Origin of the sequence: Halapricum desulfuricans (genome assembly GCF_017094525.1) — an archaeon.
Lineage (GTDB): Archaea > Halobacteriota > Halobacteria > Halobacteriales > Haloarculaceae > Halapricum > Halapricum desulfuricans.
The window spans coordinates 292,359-307,358 of the sequence record NZ_CP064788.1; the positions used below are offsets into that span (position 1 = coordinate 292,359).

Sequence of the window (15,000 nt, forward strand, 5' to 3'; positions counted from 1 at the left end):
CGGCCGTTTCGAGTAGCCGGTCAGTGACGGACGTTGCATCGGGCGACTGCTGGGCGCAAGTTGCATACGGGTTCGGAGAGTGGCGCTGCGAGTCGTGGTCACACGCATTGGATCACGATTCGCGTCTCTGAGGCGCATACAGACAGACGGTTCAATATTCTCTTTGTTATGAACGGGCTTGTGGGGCTGAGGTCGGCCGGCCCGCCGATAATCGATGGTTACCGCTCCCCGTCACAGCGAGGATCGGACTGGAGTCGCTGGCCGCTGTCGTCGGTGCCGTGTGTGTTCCCTGTGGCGAAGACAGTCATAGTCTACCATCACTCGAGATCCGTGACGCGCTCGCAGAATGAGGGTCGTTCATACTGCTGGCTATACCATTTCGAAATGATTCGCCACTCCTGTGTGGCGAATATCTCGCCGAACGTATAGCCGGCAGTATCACTCCGCGTAGCCGAGCTGTCGGAGCCGATCGCGAACGACGTCGTCTTCGACGTCTGCCGTGTCGCTTTCGGGTGGTTCGGCGACGATAGTCCGCCGCGGCCCGGACTCGTACTCGAGCCAGGGGACGCGGACGAGTTCGGGGGTGTACACGCCGGGGGGATGTCCCCACTCGCGGATCGGCAGCGGCCAGGACCGCTCGCCGAGCATATTGCCGTGGTCAGACGTCACAACCGTCTTTCCCGACAGTTCGTCGAGCAGTTGCTGGACGTACGGAACGACCAGATCGAAGTTCGCCCGGTAGGCGTCGACAATCGTCTCTGGGTCGATGTCGGCCGATTTGTGCATCATCTCGTTCCAGACGTCGGTCGTGATCTCGGTCGGGTCGGGCACGGTCTGTTTGTCTAGTTTCGTCTCGGACGCGATAAACGGGTAGTGCGGTTGCATGAAGTGGACGACGAGGCGTTTCTGCGGGTATTGCTCCGCGGCGTCGAGTGCGTACTCGACCATCGTCTCCGGATGGACGGAGTTCGACTCCTCGTCCCAGCCGTCCTCCTGCCAGACGTTGACCACGGCGTGAAACTTCGGATTGTATCTTTCGGGGTATCCCCGCTGGAGGATCGGGCTCGCGGTCACGTAGACGGTGTCGGTCAGGTCCCGTTCGTGGAAGTTCCCCCGGATGAACTCGGAGGTGTGGGCCGCCCGTGACTCGCGCTCGCGCAGCGTTCCTGGGAGCGTGGACCGTTCCGCGAAGAGGTCGTACCGGCACGCATCGAGGACGATCAGCGTGTCCCAGTCCTCGGCGACGACGTCGATGCCGTCGTGGTTGAACGTGCGTCTGTAGCCGCGCGTGTAGTACAGCCGGTTCGCCTCTCTCACGAGGAGGTTCGGGCTCTCGATGGCCCACGTGAGCGCCTGTTTGAGTTGCCGTGTGGAGATCATGCGGTTGCTGTCGGTCGAAGATTGCGTTACAGCCGTGTTGTAAGAGGTTCGCTACCGTCGGATCGATCCAGTAGTACCCGTCTTCCGTCGCGAGAGTCCGCCGTCGCGGATGAATGGGCCTCATAACAACGCCTGCGGGATCCAACGCCTCGACAATGGGGTTGCGCGCACTTCTCGAGTCGACCCGCTCGGCCCTCGCGACCGAGGTTCGAGGGGTCGACCAATCCGATCTCACGTGGCGGCGTCGGCTGTGGCTCTACCGGCACGGGTTTCTCTCCTCGAAAGACGCCGTCTGGGATCTCACCCCCGGGACTGTAGCGCAGTACCTGTCGGACGTCGAGTACCGCCGGATCAGGGGTATCGACGACCCCTATACCGAGGCCCTGGCGAACAAATTGCTGTTTCACCTGCTCGTTTCGCCGACGCACGACCACCTTCTCCCGGACATCTACGGCGTCGTCATGGACGGCACGTTCGTCGATGTCCCGGGGATCCCGGAGGCCGGCTCGTTCGAGCAGTTCCTCGGGAGACTCGCGGACGCCCCGGCCATCGCGAAACCCATACAGGCCGCTAGGGGTGACGAGATACAGCGCATCGACAGACTGGACGGACAACTCCGTCTCGACGGTCGCCCGATCGAACGGACGGCCCTGTCCGAGACCCTGATCGAGGGCCGGGACCGACTCCTCACCGAACACGTCAATCAGGCCGAGTACGCGGCACGGATCGCCCCGGACTCGACGAACACGATCCGGCTTCTCACGATGACCGATCCCGAAACCGGCGAGCCGTTCGTCGCCAGAGCGGTCCATCGGTTCGGGACACCATCAAGTGGACACATCGACAACTGGGAGGCGGGCGGGCTCAGCGCCGAGATCGATCTCGATACCGGGACGCTGAGCAGGGCTGTAGCGAACCCACACAGTGACACGGTCGTCGAGGGATGGAACGACAGCTACCCCGAGACTGGGACCCAAATCGCCGACTGCACCGTCCCCGGATGGGACCGGATCAGCGCGTCCGTCCGCGAACTCGCCGGGGCGTACGGCCGGCTGTGGCCACACGTGGGCTGGGACGTCGTTGTCCGGGACGACGCGGGGTCAATCACGGTATTAGAGGGAGATCCACAGTCGGCCGACCCGGACATACAGGCACACGGCCCGCTCCTCGTCGACGACCGCGTGCGCCGGTTCTATCGACATCACGGCGTTCTCTCGTCCGAACGGAGGGGGCTCGCGTGACATCCCGTGACGGCACCGACGGCGTGCTCGTTCTGGACAGCGACACGCAGTGTGCGATGAGCGTGATCCGCTCGCTGGGTAGCAAACACGTGCCCATCACGGCCGGCGGCCACTCCCGATGGTCGCTGGGGATGCTCTCGCGGCATAGCGACGAGACGTACGTCTATCCAGATCCCGACTCGGACCATATGGCGTTCGTCGATCACCTCGTCGATCACCTGCGTCGGGCCGACTACGTCGCCGTCATCCCGGCCACCGATCACTCCTCGCTCATCCTCTCGCGGTACAAGGAGCGGATCGAGCGGACGGGGACGACTGTCGCCGTCGAGGACAGGGAGACGTTCGACCGGGCGTTCGACAAGGGCAAACTCGCGGACGCGCTCGCCTCGATCGACGTGCCGACGCCGGAGACGTACAGTCCGGCCGATATGAACGACGTCGCTGCGATCGCGGACGAGATCGAATACCCGGCGCTGGTCAAGCCCCGTTGCAAGAGTCACCTCCACGACACCGGCTATACGGTGACGCTCGTCGGTGACGAGAACTACGTCCACTCGCCCGAGGAGCTGCGACGAACCTATCAGCGGCTCAGTCGCGAACAAGACCACGCGGAGGGGCGCTATCCCCTCGTTCAGGAGTACGTGCCGGGAACGACGACCACGACGGTCGCGCTCGCGGACGGCGGTGACGTGCTGTCGTACTTCCAAGAGGAGCGACTCCGGACCTACCCCGTCTCGGGCGGGAACTCGGCGCTACTGGCGGCGATTCGCGAGCCGACGATGCTCGAGTACACCGAGCGCGTGCTCGACCGCCTCGACTGGACGGGGCCGGTCATGGTGGAGTTCATGCGGACGCCGGACGGGGAGTTCTACGTCATCGAGGTCAACGGCAGATACTGGGGCTCGCTCCCGTTCGCCGTCGAGAGCGGCGTGGACATCCCGTGGTTCCATTATCTCCTGCTCAGGGGCTTCGATCCGTCACCCCTGATCGACGTCGGGGCCTACCGGACCGACGTTCTCCAGCGCCGATTGCTCTACGAGGACATCAAGTGGCTCGGAGAGCACCTCGCCAGTGGTCACCCCTGGGCAGTCGTCCCGTTCGTCCGCTCGTTTGGAACGACGCGTCACACGTTCGTCTCTCTCGACGACCCGGTTCCGACCGCCGGTGCGCTCCTGCAGGGCGTCTATCTGGCCGCACAGTCGATACGACAGCGCGTGCCCCCTGGCGAGAACCAGTCGTAACGGTCTGTTAACTATACGACCTGCTGTCGAAGACCCGGACATGGGATTTACACAGGTCACACTCATCGAAGCCACACGCGTACCGCTCCAGTTCGGCGGCGATCTCATCGGACTCGCGATCCTCTTTCTCATCCTGGCGGTGATCGCGGGGATCGCCGGCGCGAGCGGGGTCGCCGGATTGAGTATGACTATCGCCAAATGGCTCGTCATTCTCTTTGTCGTGCTCGCGATCATCACGTTCGTCCTCTGACGCGGATCATATCGCTTCGGCCGCCCTGTCTCTCCCGAGCGCTGGCTCGCGTCGAGGGAGTCACTCGCTACTAGCTGCTGTCGACCGACAGGGATCATTCGCCACCGGCTGCTGCCGACCGACAGTATACCGCGAGCGCGTAGGCCATCCAGGCCTGACACCACCGCATCAGGGTGATCCGCTTCGTGTAGAAGCGGCGTTTCTGGACGTAAAACCGTCCGTCCCCGGCATGGAGGTGCTCCAGCGTCCAGTCGATGATACGGCGGGCGAACTGCAGGTCACCGGCGTAGGTGAACACGAGGATTCCCTGCGCGGCCGCGTGGACGTCCCGCGGGTACGCTGCGGACTCGTCGAAGCGCGGCGCACCGTCGCTCTCGAACAGCGCGTTCCGGAAGAACTCGACCGCGCGATCGAGCACCTTGTCGTACCGCTGTGAACCCGTGACCTCGCGGTACCGCTGGAGGCACTCTATGACGAAGCCGTTGTGATGGGTATCCATCGAGAGATGTGACGCGTCGGGCGGATCACGATAGTACCACCCGCCGCTGTCGGTCTGGCGCGCGACGACGTAATCGAGGAGTTTCCGTGCCCGTTCGCGGAGCGGGTCGTCGCCGAAGCGCGCGTAGAGGTCCACGAACGTCCGGGCAGCGAGCGCGCCGGCGTTGAGCGTGTAGTGGTCGGCCGTGTCTTTCGGGTAGTAATCTATCTTCGCGCCGTCTTCGACCTCGCGGTAGTGCATGTCCTTGACCAAGAACGCCTCGGCCGTGCGTGCGACGGCCGCGTATTCCGGATCGTACTCGGCCACCGCGAGCAGTGCCTTGACACCGTAGGCGGTCGACACGACGTCGGGCTCGGTCGGCAACGTCCGGTGGTCGAGGTGCTGGTTCTCGTGGCGATGGCCACCGCAGAACCCGCTGTAGCCGGGGAACTGGTTGTCGAGCAGCCAGTCGGCCAGTTGAGTCGCCTCGCGCGCGTGCTCGAAGTCAGTCTCGAACGACGTGCGGTCGAACGCCCGGTGTGCCAGCGCGAACAGCGCCGTTCCCTTGAAGTTGCGGCGCTGTTCGACCAGAAACAGCGGGCGAACGTTGACGGGACTGCGCTTGATCGTCTCTTGGAAGGCGAGGTTCACCCACCGGTTGTCGAACGGGAGCGCCTGCCGGAGGCGACTGCTCATGCCGTCAGCGTAGTCCCAGCCCGTGTACTCCCGTTGGGCGGCGTACTCAAGCGCCGCGAGCCCGGCGGCCGCGGTGCTGTCCGTCGGGGGACTCGCACACTGTCGCCCGGCAGGCGACCGGCGGTTGGCAACCATGTGAATCGACGTACTGACCGTGGGTGACACCGGCGGACACTTCGTTATAGACCCCTGTCCCGACAGGTAGCAGGCGTATACTGATTGGCTGGACCGGGTATTGTACTCCCAATGACCGGAATCGTCGGCGGCACCGTCGATCAGGCACAGCTGAAACAGATGGTCGAGACACTGCCACGGGAGCCGTGGTACGAGACAGAGCGGTTCGAGGCCGGCGAGCACGGTCTCGCGCTCCAGCATCACGGTGAGAAAGACCCCAACGGATACACCTTCTGGAGCGACGGGCAGGTCGCGGGCGTGATCGACGGCGCGGTCTCGAACCGTGACGCGCTGGGCTGGGACGACCGGGAGATATTCGAGCGACTCCTTCGCTCTCCGGAGGCGACGCTTCGAGCGCTCGACGGACCGTTTACGATCGCCTGTGTGGACGCCGACGACGACAGAGTGATTCTCGCGACCGACAAGATCGGCAGTCGGATCCCCCACTACACGACCGAGCGAGGATTCGCCTTCGCGTCCAGGCTGGCACCGTTCCTGGGATATCTCGACGAGGCGGCGATCGATACCCAGGGCGTCAGCGACCTCCTGCTCATGGGACACATGTGGAGTGACACGACGCTTCTGGAGGGAGTCAACGCAGTCCATCCCGCAACGGTCATCGAGTATCGAGCGGGGGAGATCGACGAGCGACGATACTGGAAGCCCGACTACAGGCCGGCGAAGCCGACCGACGAGTACCGCCACGAGTGGACGAACGCCTACCAGCGCTCGGCCGAACGGACGGTCAACACGATGGCAGGTGACGTCGGGCTGTGGCTGTCTGGCGGCCTCGACAGCCGAGCGACGGCGAACGAACTCGCTCGCGCCGACGACGGAACCCTCGAGTCGCTGGTGACGTACACCTACGACGCGAACCCCGGCGGCGGGGTCAACCTCAGGCTGGCCGCGGAGACGGCCGAGGTACTCGGCCTCGACAACGAGACGGTTCCGCTGACGGTCGAGCAGTTCACCCCGATGCTGGAGAAGGCGGTCTCCGTCACTGACGGGATGTTGAAGTGGAACACGCTGCTCAACCTCACCGCCACGTTCAACATCGACGATCGCGACCCGGACATCATGCTAGAGGGGATCGCAGGGTCGTTCGCCGGCCACCATCTCTCCCGACACCACCTGACTGAACCGTCGTCGCTCGTCGAGTCGATGTACGCGAGCGAGGCGACCCTGTCGGCCGAGGCAGTCGAAGACCTGCTGGCCGTGTCGGTGGACCCGCTGGGCTCGTTCCGCAAGGAAGCCCGCCGGATCGACGAACCGACGCTCACCGAGGGAATCGTCGATGCCCACTACCAGAACTACTTCCCGCGTCTCGCGCACGCGAGCAATCCCGTCGCGCGCAATCAGGTCGGAACGCGCGTCCCCTACGCCGACGGGGAGTTCCTGTCGCAAGCCGCGAAACTCCCCGTCTCCTGGCGGATGGGCGCGCTACCGTTTTCGGACGGGGAACTCATTTACGGTCTCGTCGAGCCGAAGATACAACTGATTCGCACGCTCAACGCCGATCTCGCGGAGATCCCCTACGAACGGTCGCGGCTGAAACCCTCCATGCCGTACCCCCTCCACGTGATCGGGTTCTACACCGCGACCGCCATCGCACAGTTGCTGTCCAGGCCGACCTACGGAAGCGCAACCAGCAGGACCGAGACGTGGTACAACACCCACGAGGAGTTCCGGACGAAAATTGACGATCTCCTCGACGCCATCGGTGAACGACCGTTTATCGACGACGAGGCGGTCGCCGTCTACCGGGAACAGCTGGGCGATGGAGCCGACATGAACGCGATCAGCGCACTCACGACGCTCGAGATCTGGCTCCAGCAACACTTCGATCGACACCGAGAGTGACGTATACCGGCCACTATCACGACTGCAGCGATAGGTCCGGGGCGTCCTGTGACGTTTCGTCGAACGAGTGAAAGACCGTACACACGGCCATCGCGGCGAGTACACCGCCGAGTACCACCTGTGGCGTCAGTATCGACGGTGCGAGCTGCGCGAGCACCGCGGCGTACATCCCCAGACCGCCGAGCACGATCACACCGTAGTAGTGATACCACGGGCGGCGTGACACGGGCCCCTGGAGGTAGGGATCGAGCTGCTGCGCCTGGTCGGTCAGTTCCATCCGGCCGCGCGCCCGGTTGAAGTCGATAACGCCCATGTCGTCCATCTTCGGGAGATGGCACTGATACAGGCCGACGTAGACGCGCTTGCGCTCGTCGTAGGAGATCGCCGACTCGTCCTTGTCGTTTTCCAGCGCCGCGATGTGTTCGGCGACAGTCCCGAGTTCCGCGGGACCCTCGTTCGCTTGCAGGTACTGGATCACTCGCCGCCTGCGCTCGTTCTTGAGCACCTCGAAGATGATGTCGACCGAGAGATCAGGCGCCGGCTCGGCTGGTTCCTCGAGCACGGTTTCGTCTTCGATCTCTTCCGTTTCGGAGAGCGATGTCGCATCTTCCAGCGCCTCTTTAGTAGCCTCACCAATACTACTCATCGAATCCCCTCTGCAGAGTCGTTTCTCCCGTGTGTGACTCGTTCCGACTCGATTCGCCGATCGTTGTGCGCGTTCGCTCCGCTATCATGCGATTGTGTCCCTCCTGTGTTAGCTGTGCCCCTGCATCGATGCCCAGTATGGGATTATTAGTCCACTCCCCACCGTCTCTAGTCAACCCACTACCACCGAGCGGCTGTGTCCCAACGCTCATAGGAGTACGTTTCTGGCATACTACCGAGAACCAATTGGTTGGGTCCCCAACGCTTTTACTATACCCTCCTGTCCAGAGCACCGTTTCGCTGGTAATCAGAGTATTACCAATTCAGCCCAGGCCGAGATATCTTCCATATGACTCACACCGTTGCCCTCTCGTACGCAGTCCGTCTCGTGGGGCGTCCACACAGATGACCGACCAGCGCGCTCGAGCGACCGCAATCGACACAGCAGCTTCTGACTCTTCTCTCATGGATCGGGAAGTAGTCTCATTACTCCGGAAGACACTGGCGTACGGCCGTCGCCACGACTACACGGGCTGGGACTACGGGGACGGCATGAGTAGTCGACTCCTGCGGGCACTCCCTGTCGAGAGCAAGTGGCTGAACATCGCGTTCCAGGAGACCGTCAAGCGACCACCGATCAACCTCAGGCCGCTGTTTCTGGTCGAACAGCGCCGCAACTTCAAGGGAACGGCGCTGTTCGCGATGGCCAACCGAACGCTCTACCAGCTCACCAGCAGGGCAGGCGAGCACACGGATGTCGACGTGCGAGCGGAGACGATTCGACTGCTGGACTGGCTGCTCGACAACCAGTGTCCCGGCTACAGCGGGTTTTGCGGCGGACACCAGCACCGACTGCAGCATCTCAACGGACGAATCGGGGACCCAACCGATCCGGACGTGGTGTCGACGTCCTACGCCGTTCGGGCACTGCTCTCGAACGCGGACCTCGGGGACCGTTATCTACAGGAGGCCCGTAGTGCTGCCCGGTTCGTCGTCGAGAACCTCGACTACCGTGAGGTCGAGGACGGCGCGATCATCGATTATCACCTGAACCACGGCGATCACTACACGATTAACGCCGGTGCACTCGGAGCCCGCCTGTTTCTGGACCTCTACGTGGTCGTCGGCGACGAGACGTATCTCGACCGGGCGACGGCCCTGCTGGATCACATCGCCGGACTGCAGACCGACAGCGGCGGATGGTACTATCGTGACCCGGCCGATGCGTCCCATCTCTCGATGGACTCGCACCACAACGGATTCGTCATCGAGTCCTTCCAGCGATACGCCGAGGTCGCTGACGACTCTCGCTACACGGACACGCTCGAGCGGGCGCTGTCGTTCTATCGGTCGCTGTTCGAAAGCGACGGCGCGCCGCGCTTCGACGAGTCCGCAGCGTACCCGCGGGACATCCACGCAGCTACCCAGGGAATTCTCGTGTTCACATACGCCGGGGAGTTCGACAGGGCGCGGACCGTCATTCAGTGGGTCCTCGACAACCTCTACGTCGGTGATGGGCGGTACTACTTCCGGAAGCATCGCTTCTACACACAGCGGATCACCCTGATGCGGTGGTGTCAGGCCTGGATGGCCTACGCGCTCGCAGAACACTTCCGTGTCAGCAGCCAGGAACCGCTACAGCGACGCCGGCAGTTGCCGCTCGCGTCCTGCCAGTCCAGAGAGTAGCGCAGCCGATTGGAGGAATGCCCACTCCGACCGGGTGACGGACGGCAGCTTCCCGCCATAGATTGGTACGCTCATTCCGATACCTACCGGTGGCGGGTCAGAAACCGGTAGCCCGCTTTCGCGAGTGTCGTACGCATGCCCGACGATTCGACGACGTAGTACGGGGATAGCTGACCCCCGAACTTCGATTTGTACGCGCACAGTCGACGGGTGTTCGCCCCGACAAGGTCGTAGTAGTCGACGTTCGAGAACTCCGGGTCCGTCAGGACGTCCTCGATGATCGTCCGGTGTACCAGCGAGTTTACGCTGACGGTGACACCGTCACCGTCGTCGGTTGTTTCGTAGCTTTCACCGATGCCCCCCTGCCAGAAGTACACCCTGTCGTCCGAGGCGAGCGTGATAATTCCGCTGAGGTACTCTCCCGCGGGATTTCGGGCGACGTAGACTCTCGAACGATCCGGGAGTGCATCGAGCAGGTCCCGGACGTACGGCCACGCGACCTGTCCGATGTCGTCGCGCTCGTCGTACCGACCCCCGACGTGATCCACGATCCGTTCGGCGGCCTCCATGCCCTCTCGTGTCACCGTGAGTTCCGTCTCGGCCGCCCGCCGAAACTCCCGGCGGCGGCTCCGGCTGAACGACTCAAGGACCGTCTCGATATCAGGCTTGTCGACGTCGACGAGATACGTGAACGCCGGTTCTACGTGGAAGTCCTCCCAGTGGAAGGGGCGCGGATCAGTGAACGACAGACTACACCGCATTCTGAGCAGCGACAGCGCGTCGTTCGCGTCGAGTTCCTCGATCACGCCCTCGACGAACGCGCGTGTGACCGCTTCCTGCTTGCTCCGCTTGGGGCTGTTGGGCATGACGATCGGCCCGAGACGCGGCACGCCCATCCCCGGCGGCGGGGAGAAAATGACCCGACCGACCGACAGCTCACGGACGAACACCGGCAACAGGGCGACCGGAGACGTCCCTTTGAAACCGCCGAGCAACTGTAAGTCGCCGCTCGTGTGGGCATCGAGAACTGATAGCGCTTCCGGAGTGTGAAACACCTCGAACCCGGATGCTGGAAGCAGTTGTCCCCACTCGTCCAGCGTAACTCGTTTGATTTCCATGGCCTAGTCCCGTGGTATCGGCTGTGTGTGATACTGCTGGCTGTCACTCCGTGCGGGCAGTCGACAGTTAGGAGTGCCGACGTCGCTCACACGAGTACAGTCGATGGAATGCGCTGGGCTCGCAACGCCGACGACGATGCCGTGGCTGTCGTCCCTGCAGACAGTCACAGCGGTCTGCATCGCCGATGGGGCTGAACGATCCCACGACCGACCTGGTACGGACATACAACGGACACCATCAGGGACCGCGTCGGCCAGGCCCTTCGGGCGGGCCTCCGCGGCCGTCGTCACCGTTTCGACCGTTCGTATCCGCGTGGTCCGGGGGCCCTCGCTGTTCGTCATCGTCGTTGTCCTTCGAGTCACCGCCATCGTCTTCGCGATGGCCCGAACGATCCCGGTCTGCTTCGTCCCGCCCCCCTCGCGGCCGAGGAACCAGTCGGACGGTCGCCGATCCGGTCCCGTGGGTGCCGACAGCGGTCTCGGCTTCGAGCCGGATCGTCGCGGTTTCCTCGCCCGTGAGGTCTACGTCCGACATCCGGAAGAACAGCCTGACGACCCCGTCCCGGTCTGACTGGCGGCGTATCTTGACGGGCCGAACACCGCTATGCGTGCGGATGGTTCCGTGATCGACGTCCTCGACCGGATGCGTGTCGGTCGAGTAGAGATCGACAGCGAGTAGTCCGCGACTGCGTGGGTTAACGCGGCCCTGCGGGATCCTGACGTCGAGTCGACCCGACTGTGGCTCGTCCTCGCAGCGACCCGTGTGGATCCGGATCGGCTCGTCCATCGATATCGAGGTCCGATCGGGGTCCGACCGGTCCCCCGAGAGCACCTGCCAGTCGGTGATCCGACCCTCGTAGTGCTGGTCGAACAGCGCAGCGTCCTCGTTGAACGCCGGATCGATCGTCACCTCGAAGGAATCGCCCAGCGGACCGTACACGCCGCCGTCGGTCCGGAAGTCGTCCCAGGTCCAGTCGATCTGCTGGGGATCCTGATCGAGCGCCCACCTGTCGTAGTTCGCCGAGCCCGAGTACAGGTCGTCGGTGACGACCCACTGTCCCGAATCCGGGCCGCTGAACCGGAACGTGGCCGAACCACCGCCGTCCTGACTCCCGGAACGGTCAGTGTCGTATCTGTCGTGAACGACGACGAGATAGTGCTCGCCCTGCGGGTCTCGATACAGGAAGAGGATACTCGTATCGTCACGCTGGAGGTCGGTCGTGCCGGCAGAGCTGTACTGGGTCTGTGCCTTTCGCCAGTCGTACAGGTTCTCGGCCGTTTCGTCTCCGCGCAGGGGCGTGATCGGGAGGCACTCCTCGCCCTGCTCGAGCACGAACGTTCTCGATTCGTCCCCGACCCGGCTCGCCCCGAAGGCGGTCCCGCCAAGCATCAGTGTGCCGGTCGCGCCCAGAACGGTTCGTCTGGTCAGCGAACCGATTTGCCTGCCTACCATGGTGACATACAAGCCGTATCCGCGTATTAGTATACAGTCGTTATCCGCGGCCCCATTCTGTTGTTTCTATGGGGTGTTTCGTAAGAATAGCCATAACAATAGCCGCGTGCGGTCGTCTTCAGCTATGGATACTCGGGATGGCGGCGTGCGGACAGTCGTCTTTGGTCTCGACGCCGCGTGTCACAGCGTTCTCGATAGACTCCCCGAGGACGCGGTCCCGACGCTTCGTTCGATATTCGAGACCGGTGTCGACGCCCCCCTGCGGTCACAGGTGCCTCCCTGGACACCCAGCGCGTGGCCCTCCCTCTATACGGGGATGAATCCGGGCAAACACGGAATCTTCGACTTCCTGTCCTTCGATGGATACGAGTGGGACGTCGTCAACGCCACCCACTGCCGAGAACGCCCGATCTGGGAGTTGCTCGACCGTCACGGGTTCAGTAGCGTCGTCGTAAACGTCCCGGTGACACATCCGCCGACCGCGTTCGACGGCGCGCTGGTGCCCGGGTATATGGCTCCGGAATCCCCGACGTGTCATCCGGTCGGTCTCTTCGATGAACTGGAAGACGCGATCGGTTCCTATCGGATCTATCCCGACGAGTCCGGGGGCGAGCACGGATACACCGCCGCCGTCTCCTCCCGGGGCGCGGCGTTTCGCTACCTCGCCGATCGGTTCGACCCGGACTTCGGCTTCCTGCAGTTTCAGGCGACGGACACGGTCTTTCACGATCGGCCGGACGACTGGGAGGCCATCGAGGCGATCTACCGTGCGGTCGACACCGAAATACAGCTGGTGCTGGACGCCTGCGATCCGGACACCGTCTTCGTCGTCAGCGACCACGGGATGGGACCGCTCGCGGGCGTCGAGTTCCGCGCCAACGACTTCCTCGCCGGGCGCGGGGACGTTCGGACCGTTGCAGGCGGTGACGGGATGCCGACCTGGTCGACGGTGCGTGACAGCGAGCTGAAAACCGGCGGGGGCGCGGCGGATCCGCCGCGCCGGGAGCAGGTGGCGGCGCTGCGGGACAGCGCACTGACAGCCGCAGTCAGTACGGCCGCTCGCCTCGGACTCACGAGTCAGCGGATCGGTCACGCCCTCGAGCGCGTCGGCCTCGCGGAGACAGTTGCTCGCGCGGTACCGACGAGCGTGATCAGATCCGGCTCAGAGCGGGTCGACTTCCCGAACTCGGCCGCGTACATGCGCTCCAGAACCGAGTGCGGGATCCGCCTCAATCTCGCCGGGCGCGAGCCGGACGGCGTCGTCCCGCCCTCGGAGTACGAGACTGTCCGGGCCGAACTGATCGCGGCGCTGCGCGAGGTCGAGGCCCCCGACGGGGACTCTCTGTTCGAGGCGGTTCTGCCGCGGGAAGCGGTGTTCGAAGGGCCACAGATAGAGCGGGCAGCCGACATCGTCCTCGTCCCGGCGGGATTCGAGCACTTCCTCTCGGCGGAGATCCGGGGCTCGGTGTTCGGCCGGCCGACCGAACCCTGGAACCACAAGCTGGACGGTCTAGTTGCCGCCCGGGGCGAAGTGATCGACGCGGACAGGTCCCTCGAGGGAGCGACGCTGCTCGATATCGCGCCGACCGTCCTCGCGACGTTCGGTGTCCCGGCCGACCGACGGATGGACGGGACGGTGCTGCGGATCGTCGAAGGGGTCGGCCGGCAGGACTATCCCGACCCACAGCGGACCACGCGGACCACGACCGACGACGCGACCGTCGAGCAACGCCTGACAGATCTGGGCTACATAGAATGACCATCGATATCACGAGCGCGGACGACATGACGCCTGCAGAGTGGAACACCCTCGTCGAACGGGCCCGCTACACCGACGCGATGCACCAGTGGGAGGCGCTGGCAGTCATCGCGAGACACGCCGACAGCACTGTCCACCGGCTGATCGGACACAAGGGCCAGGAGCCCGTGGGTATCTTCCCGGTATTCGAACGGCGTTACGGGCCGATAACAGCAGTCTTCTCCCCGCCACCGGGGCTCCGGATCGTCTATCTCGGTCCCGGGCTGCTCAACATGGACAAACTCACGCAGCGAAAGACCGAGCGGCGCCAGCGGGCGTTCATCGACGGCGTTCTGGAGTGGGTCGACGAGCGCATCGGTCCCAGCTACATCCACGTCCGGACCACGCCGGGATACCCGGACGTCCGCCCGTTCACCTGGAACGACTGCACGGTGTCCCCGACTTACACCTACCACGTCGACATCACCGGCCCGGAGTCGGACCTCCTCGATCGGTTCAGTCGGGACGCCCGCACCAACATCAGGGACGCCGCGGCGACCGACTACGACGTCGACGAGCGTGGCCCGGAAGCGATCGACCGGATCGTCGAGCAGGTCCGCTCGCGCTATGCGGCCCAGGACGTTCCCTACGACGTGACGCCCTCGTTCGTCCGGGAGCTGTACGAGCAAACACCCGACGGAACGATTCGCCCATTCACCTGCCATCTCGACGGGTCGTTCGTCGGCGGCATCCTGGCCGTGGCGTTCGACGACACCATCGCCCGCTGGCAGGGTGGTGTCAAACCCGACGTTGACAGTGACTTCCCTATCAACGACGTGCTGGACTGGGACGTGATGCGCGCCGGACGGGAGATCGGCTGCACGACGTACGATCTCGTCGGCGCGAACTTCCCCCGTATCAATCGCTACAAGTCGAAATTCGGTCCGATACTGACACCGTTTTACGAGGTCGAACAGGCCTCACTGCTCGGCTCACTTGCAGCACGGATGTACAAACACCGGAAGTAATTGCGGCACGCT

12 protein-coding genes are annotated in these 15,000 nt (G+C 63.9%); 7 read left to right on the forward strand and 5 right to left on the reverse strand.

Going from position 1 to position 15,000, the window contains the following annotated elements:
• Nucleotides 1-438 precede the first annotated feature (438 nt).
• A complete protein-coding gene (locus HSR122_RS01475) occupies nt 439-1,380 on the reverse strand; it encodes an alkaline phosphatase family protein (protein ID WP_229110922.1) in 942 nt (313 codons plus the stop codon).
• A gap of 113 nt (nt 1,381-1,493) precedes the next feature.
• Here HSR122_RS01475 and HSR122_RS01480 point away from each other — a divergent pair, with 113 nt between their 5' ends.
• Genes HSR122_RS01480 through HSR122_RS01490 form a run of 3 tightly spaced genes read left to right on the forward strand, consistent with a single transcriptional unit; the run spans nt 1,494 to nt 4,112 of the window.
• On the forward strand, nt 1,494-2,621 hold the full coding sequence (locus HSR122_RS01480; RefSeq protein ID WP_229110923.1) for a sugar-transfer associated ATP-grasp domain-containing protein: 1,128 nt from the start codon (nt 1,494-1,496) through the stop codon (nt 2,619-2,621).
• On the forward strand, nt 2,618-3,862 hold the full coding sequence (locus HSR122_RS01485; RefSeq protein ID WP_229110924.1) for a carboxylate--amine ligase: 1,245 nt from the start codon (nt 2,618-2,620) through the stop codon (nt 3,860-3,862). Before HSR122_RS01480 ends, HSR122_RS01485 begins: the two co-directional genes overlap by 4 nt.
• Before the next feature lie 40 nt (nt 3,863-3,902).
• Nucleotides 3,903-4,112: a DUF1328 domain-containing protein gene (locus HSR122_RS01490; protein WP_229110925.1), complete on the forward strand. Its 210-nt coding sequence runs from the start codon at nt 3,903-3,905 to the stop codon at nt 4,110-4,112.
• Between the two features lie 94 nt (nt 4,113-4,206).
• Here HSR122_RS01490 and HSR122_RS01495 read toward each other — a convergent pair whose 3' ends face one another.
• The gene (locus HSR122_RS01495; protein ID WP_229110926.1) at nt 4,207-5,421 is read right to left on the reverse strand and encodes a prenyltransferase/squalene oxidase repeat-containing protein; all 1,215 of its coding nucleotides are present in this window, start codon (nt 5,419-5,421) and stop codon (nt 4,207-4,209) included.
• Between the two features lie 111 nt (nt 5,422-5,532).
• Between HSR122_RS01495 and HSR122_RS01500 the strand changes: the two genes are divergently transcribed.
• Nucleotides 5,533-7,320, forward strand: coding sequence for an asparagine synthase-related protein (locus HSR122_RS01500; protein ID WP_229110927.1), 1,788 nt, complete (start codon nt 5,533-5,535; stop codon nt 7,318-7,320).
• 16 nt (nt 7,321-7,336) lie between these two features.
• On the opposite strand, the gene HSR122_RS01505 is transcribed toward HSR122_RS01500, so the two are convergent.
• Entirely contained in the window at nt 7,337-7,966 is a 630-nt protein-coding gene (locus HSR122_RS01505) for a DUF7344 domain-containing protein (protein ID WP_229110928.1), read from the reverse strand.
• 464 nt (nt 7,967-8,430) lie between these two features.
• Here HSR122_RS01505 and HSR122_RS01510 point away from each other — a divergent pair, with 464 nt between their 5' ends.
• The gene (locus HSR122_RS01510) at nt 8,431-9,651 is read left to right on the forward strand and encodes an antibiotic ABC transporter permease (protein ID WP_229110929.1); all 1,221 of its coding nucleotides are present in this window, start codon (nt 8,431-8,433) and stop codon (nt 9,649-9,651) included.
• A gap of 83 nt (nt 9,652-9,734) precedes the next feature.
• Here the strand turns inward: HSR122_RS01510 and HSR122_RS01515 are convergent, their stop codons facing one another.
• Together HSR122_RS01515 and HSR122_RS01520 are read right to left on the reverse strand one after the other, a co-directional pair.
• Entirely contained in the window at nt 9,735-10,769 is a 1,035-nt protein-coding gene (locus HSR122_RS01515) for a GNAT family N-acetyltransferase (protein WP_229110930.1), read from the reverse strand.
• A gap of 238 nt (nt 10,770-11,007) precedes the next feature.
• On the reverse strand, nt 11,008-12,222 hold the full coding sequence (locus HSR122_RS01520; protein WP_229110931.1) for a hypothetical protein: 1,215 nt from the start codon (nt 12,220-12,222) through the stop codon (nt 11,008-11,010).
• A gap of 124 nt (nt 12,223-12,346) precedes the next feature.
• Here HSR122_RS01520 and HSR122_RS01525 point away from each other — a divergent pair, with 124 nt between their 5' ends.
• Nucleotides 12,347-13,981: an alkaline phosphatase family protein gene (locus HSR122_RS01525; protein WP_229110932.1), complete on the forward strand. Its 1,635-nt coding sequence runs from the start codon at nt 12,347-12,349 to the stop codon at nt 13,979-13,981.
• On the forward strand, nt 13,978-14,988 hold the full coding sequence (locus HSR122_RS01530; protein WP_229110933.1) for a lipid II:glycine glycyltransferase FemX: 1,011 nt from the start codon (nt 13,978-13,980) through the stop codon (nt 14,986-14,988). The genes HSR122_RS01525 and HSR122_RS01530 overlap by 4 nt, the downstream gene beginning before the upstream one ends.
• The last annotated feature ends 12 nt before the right edge of the window (nt 14,989-15,000 follow it).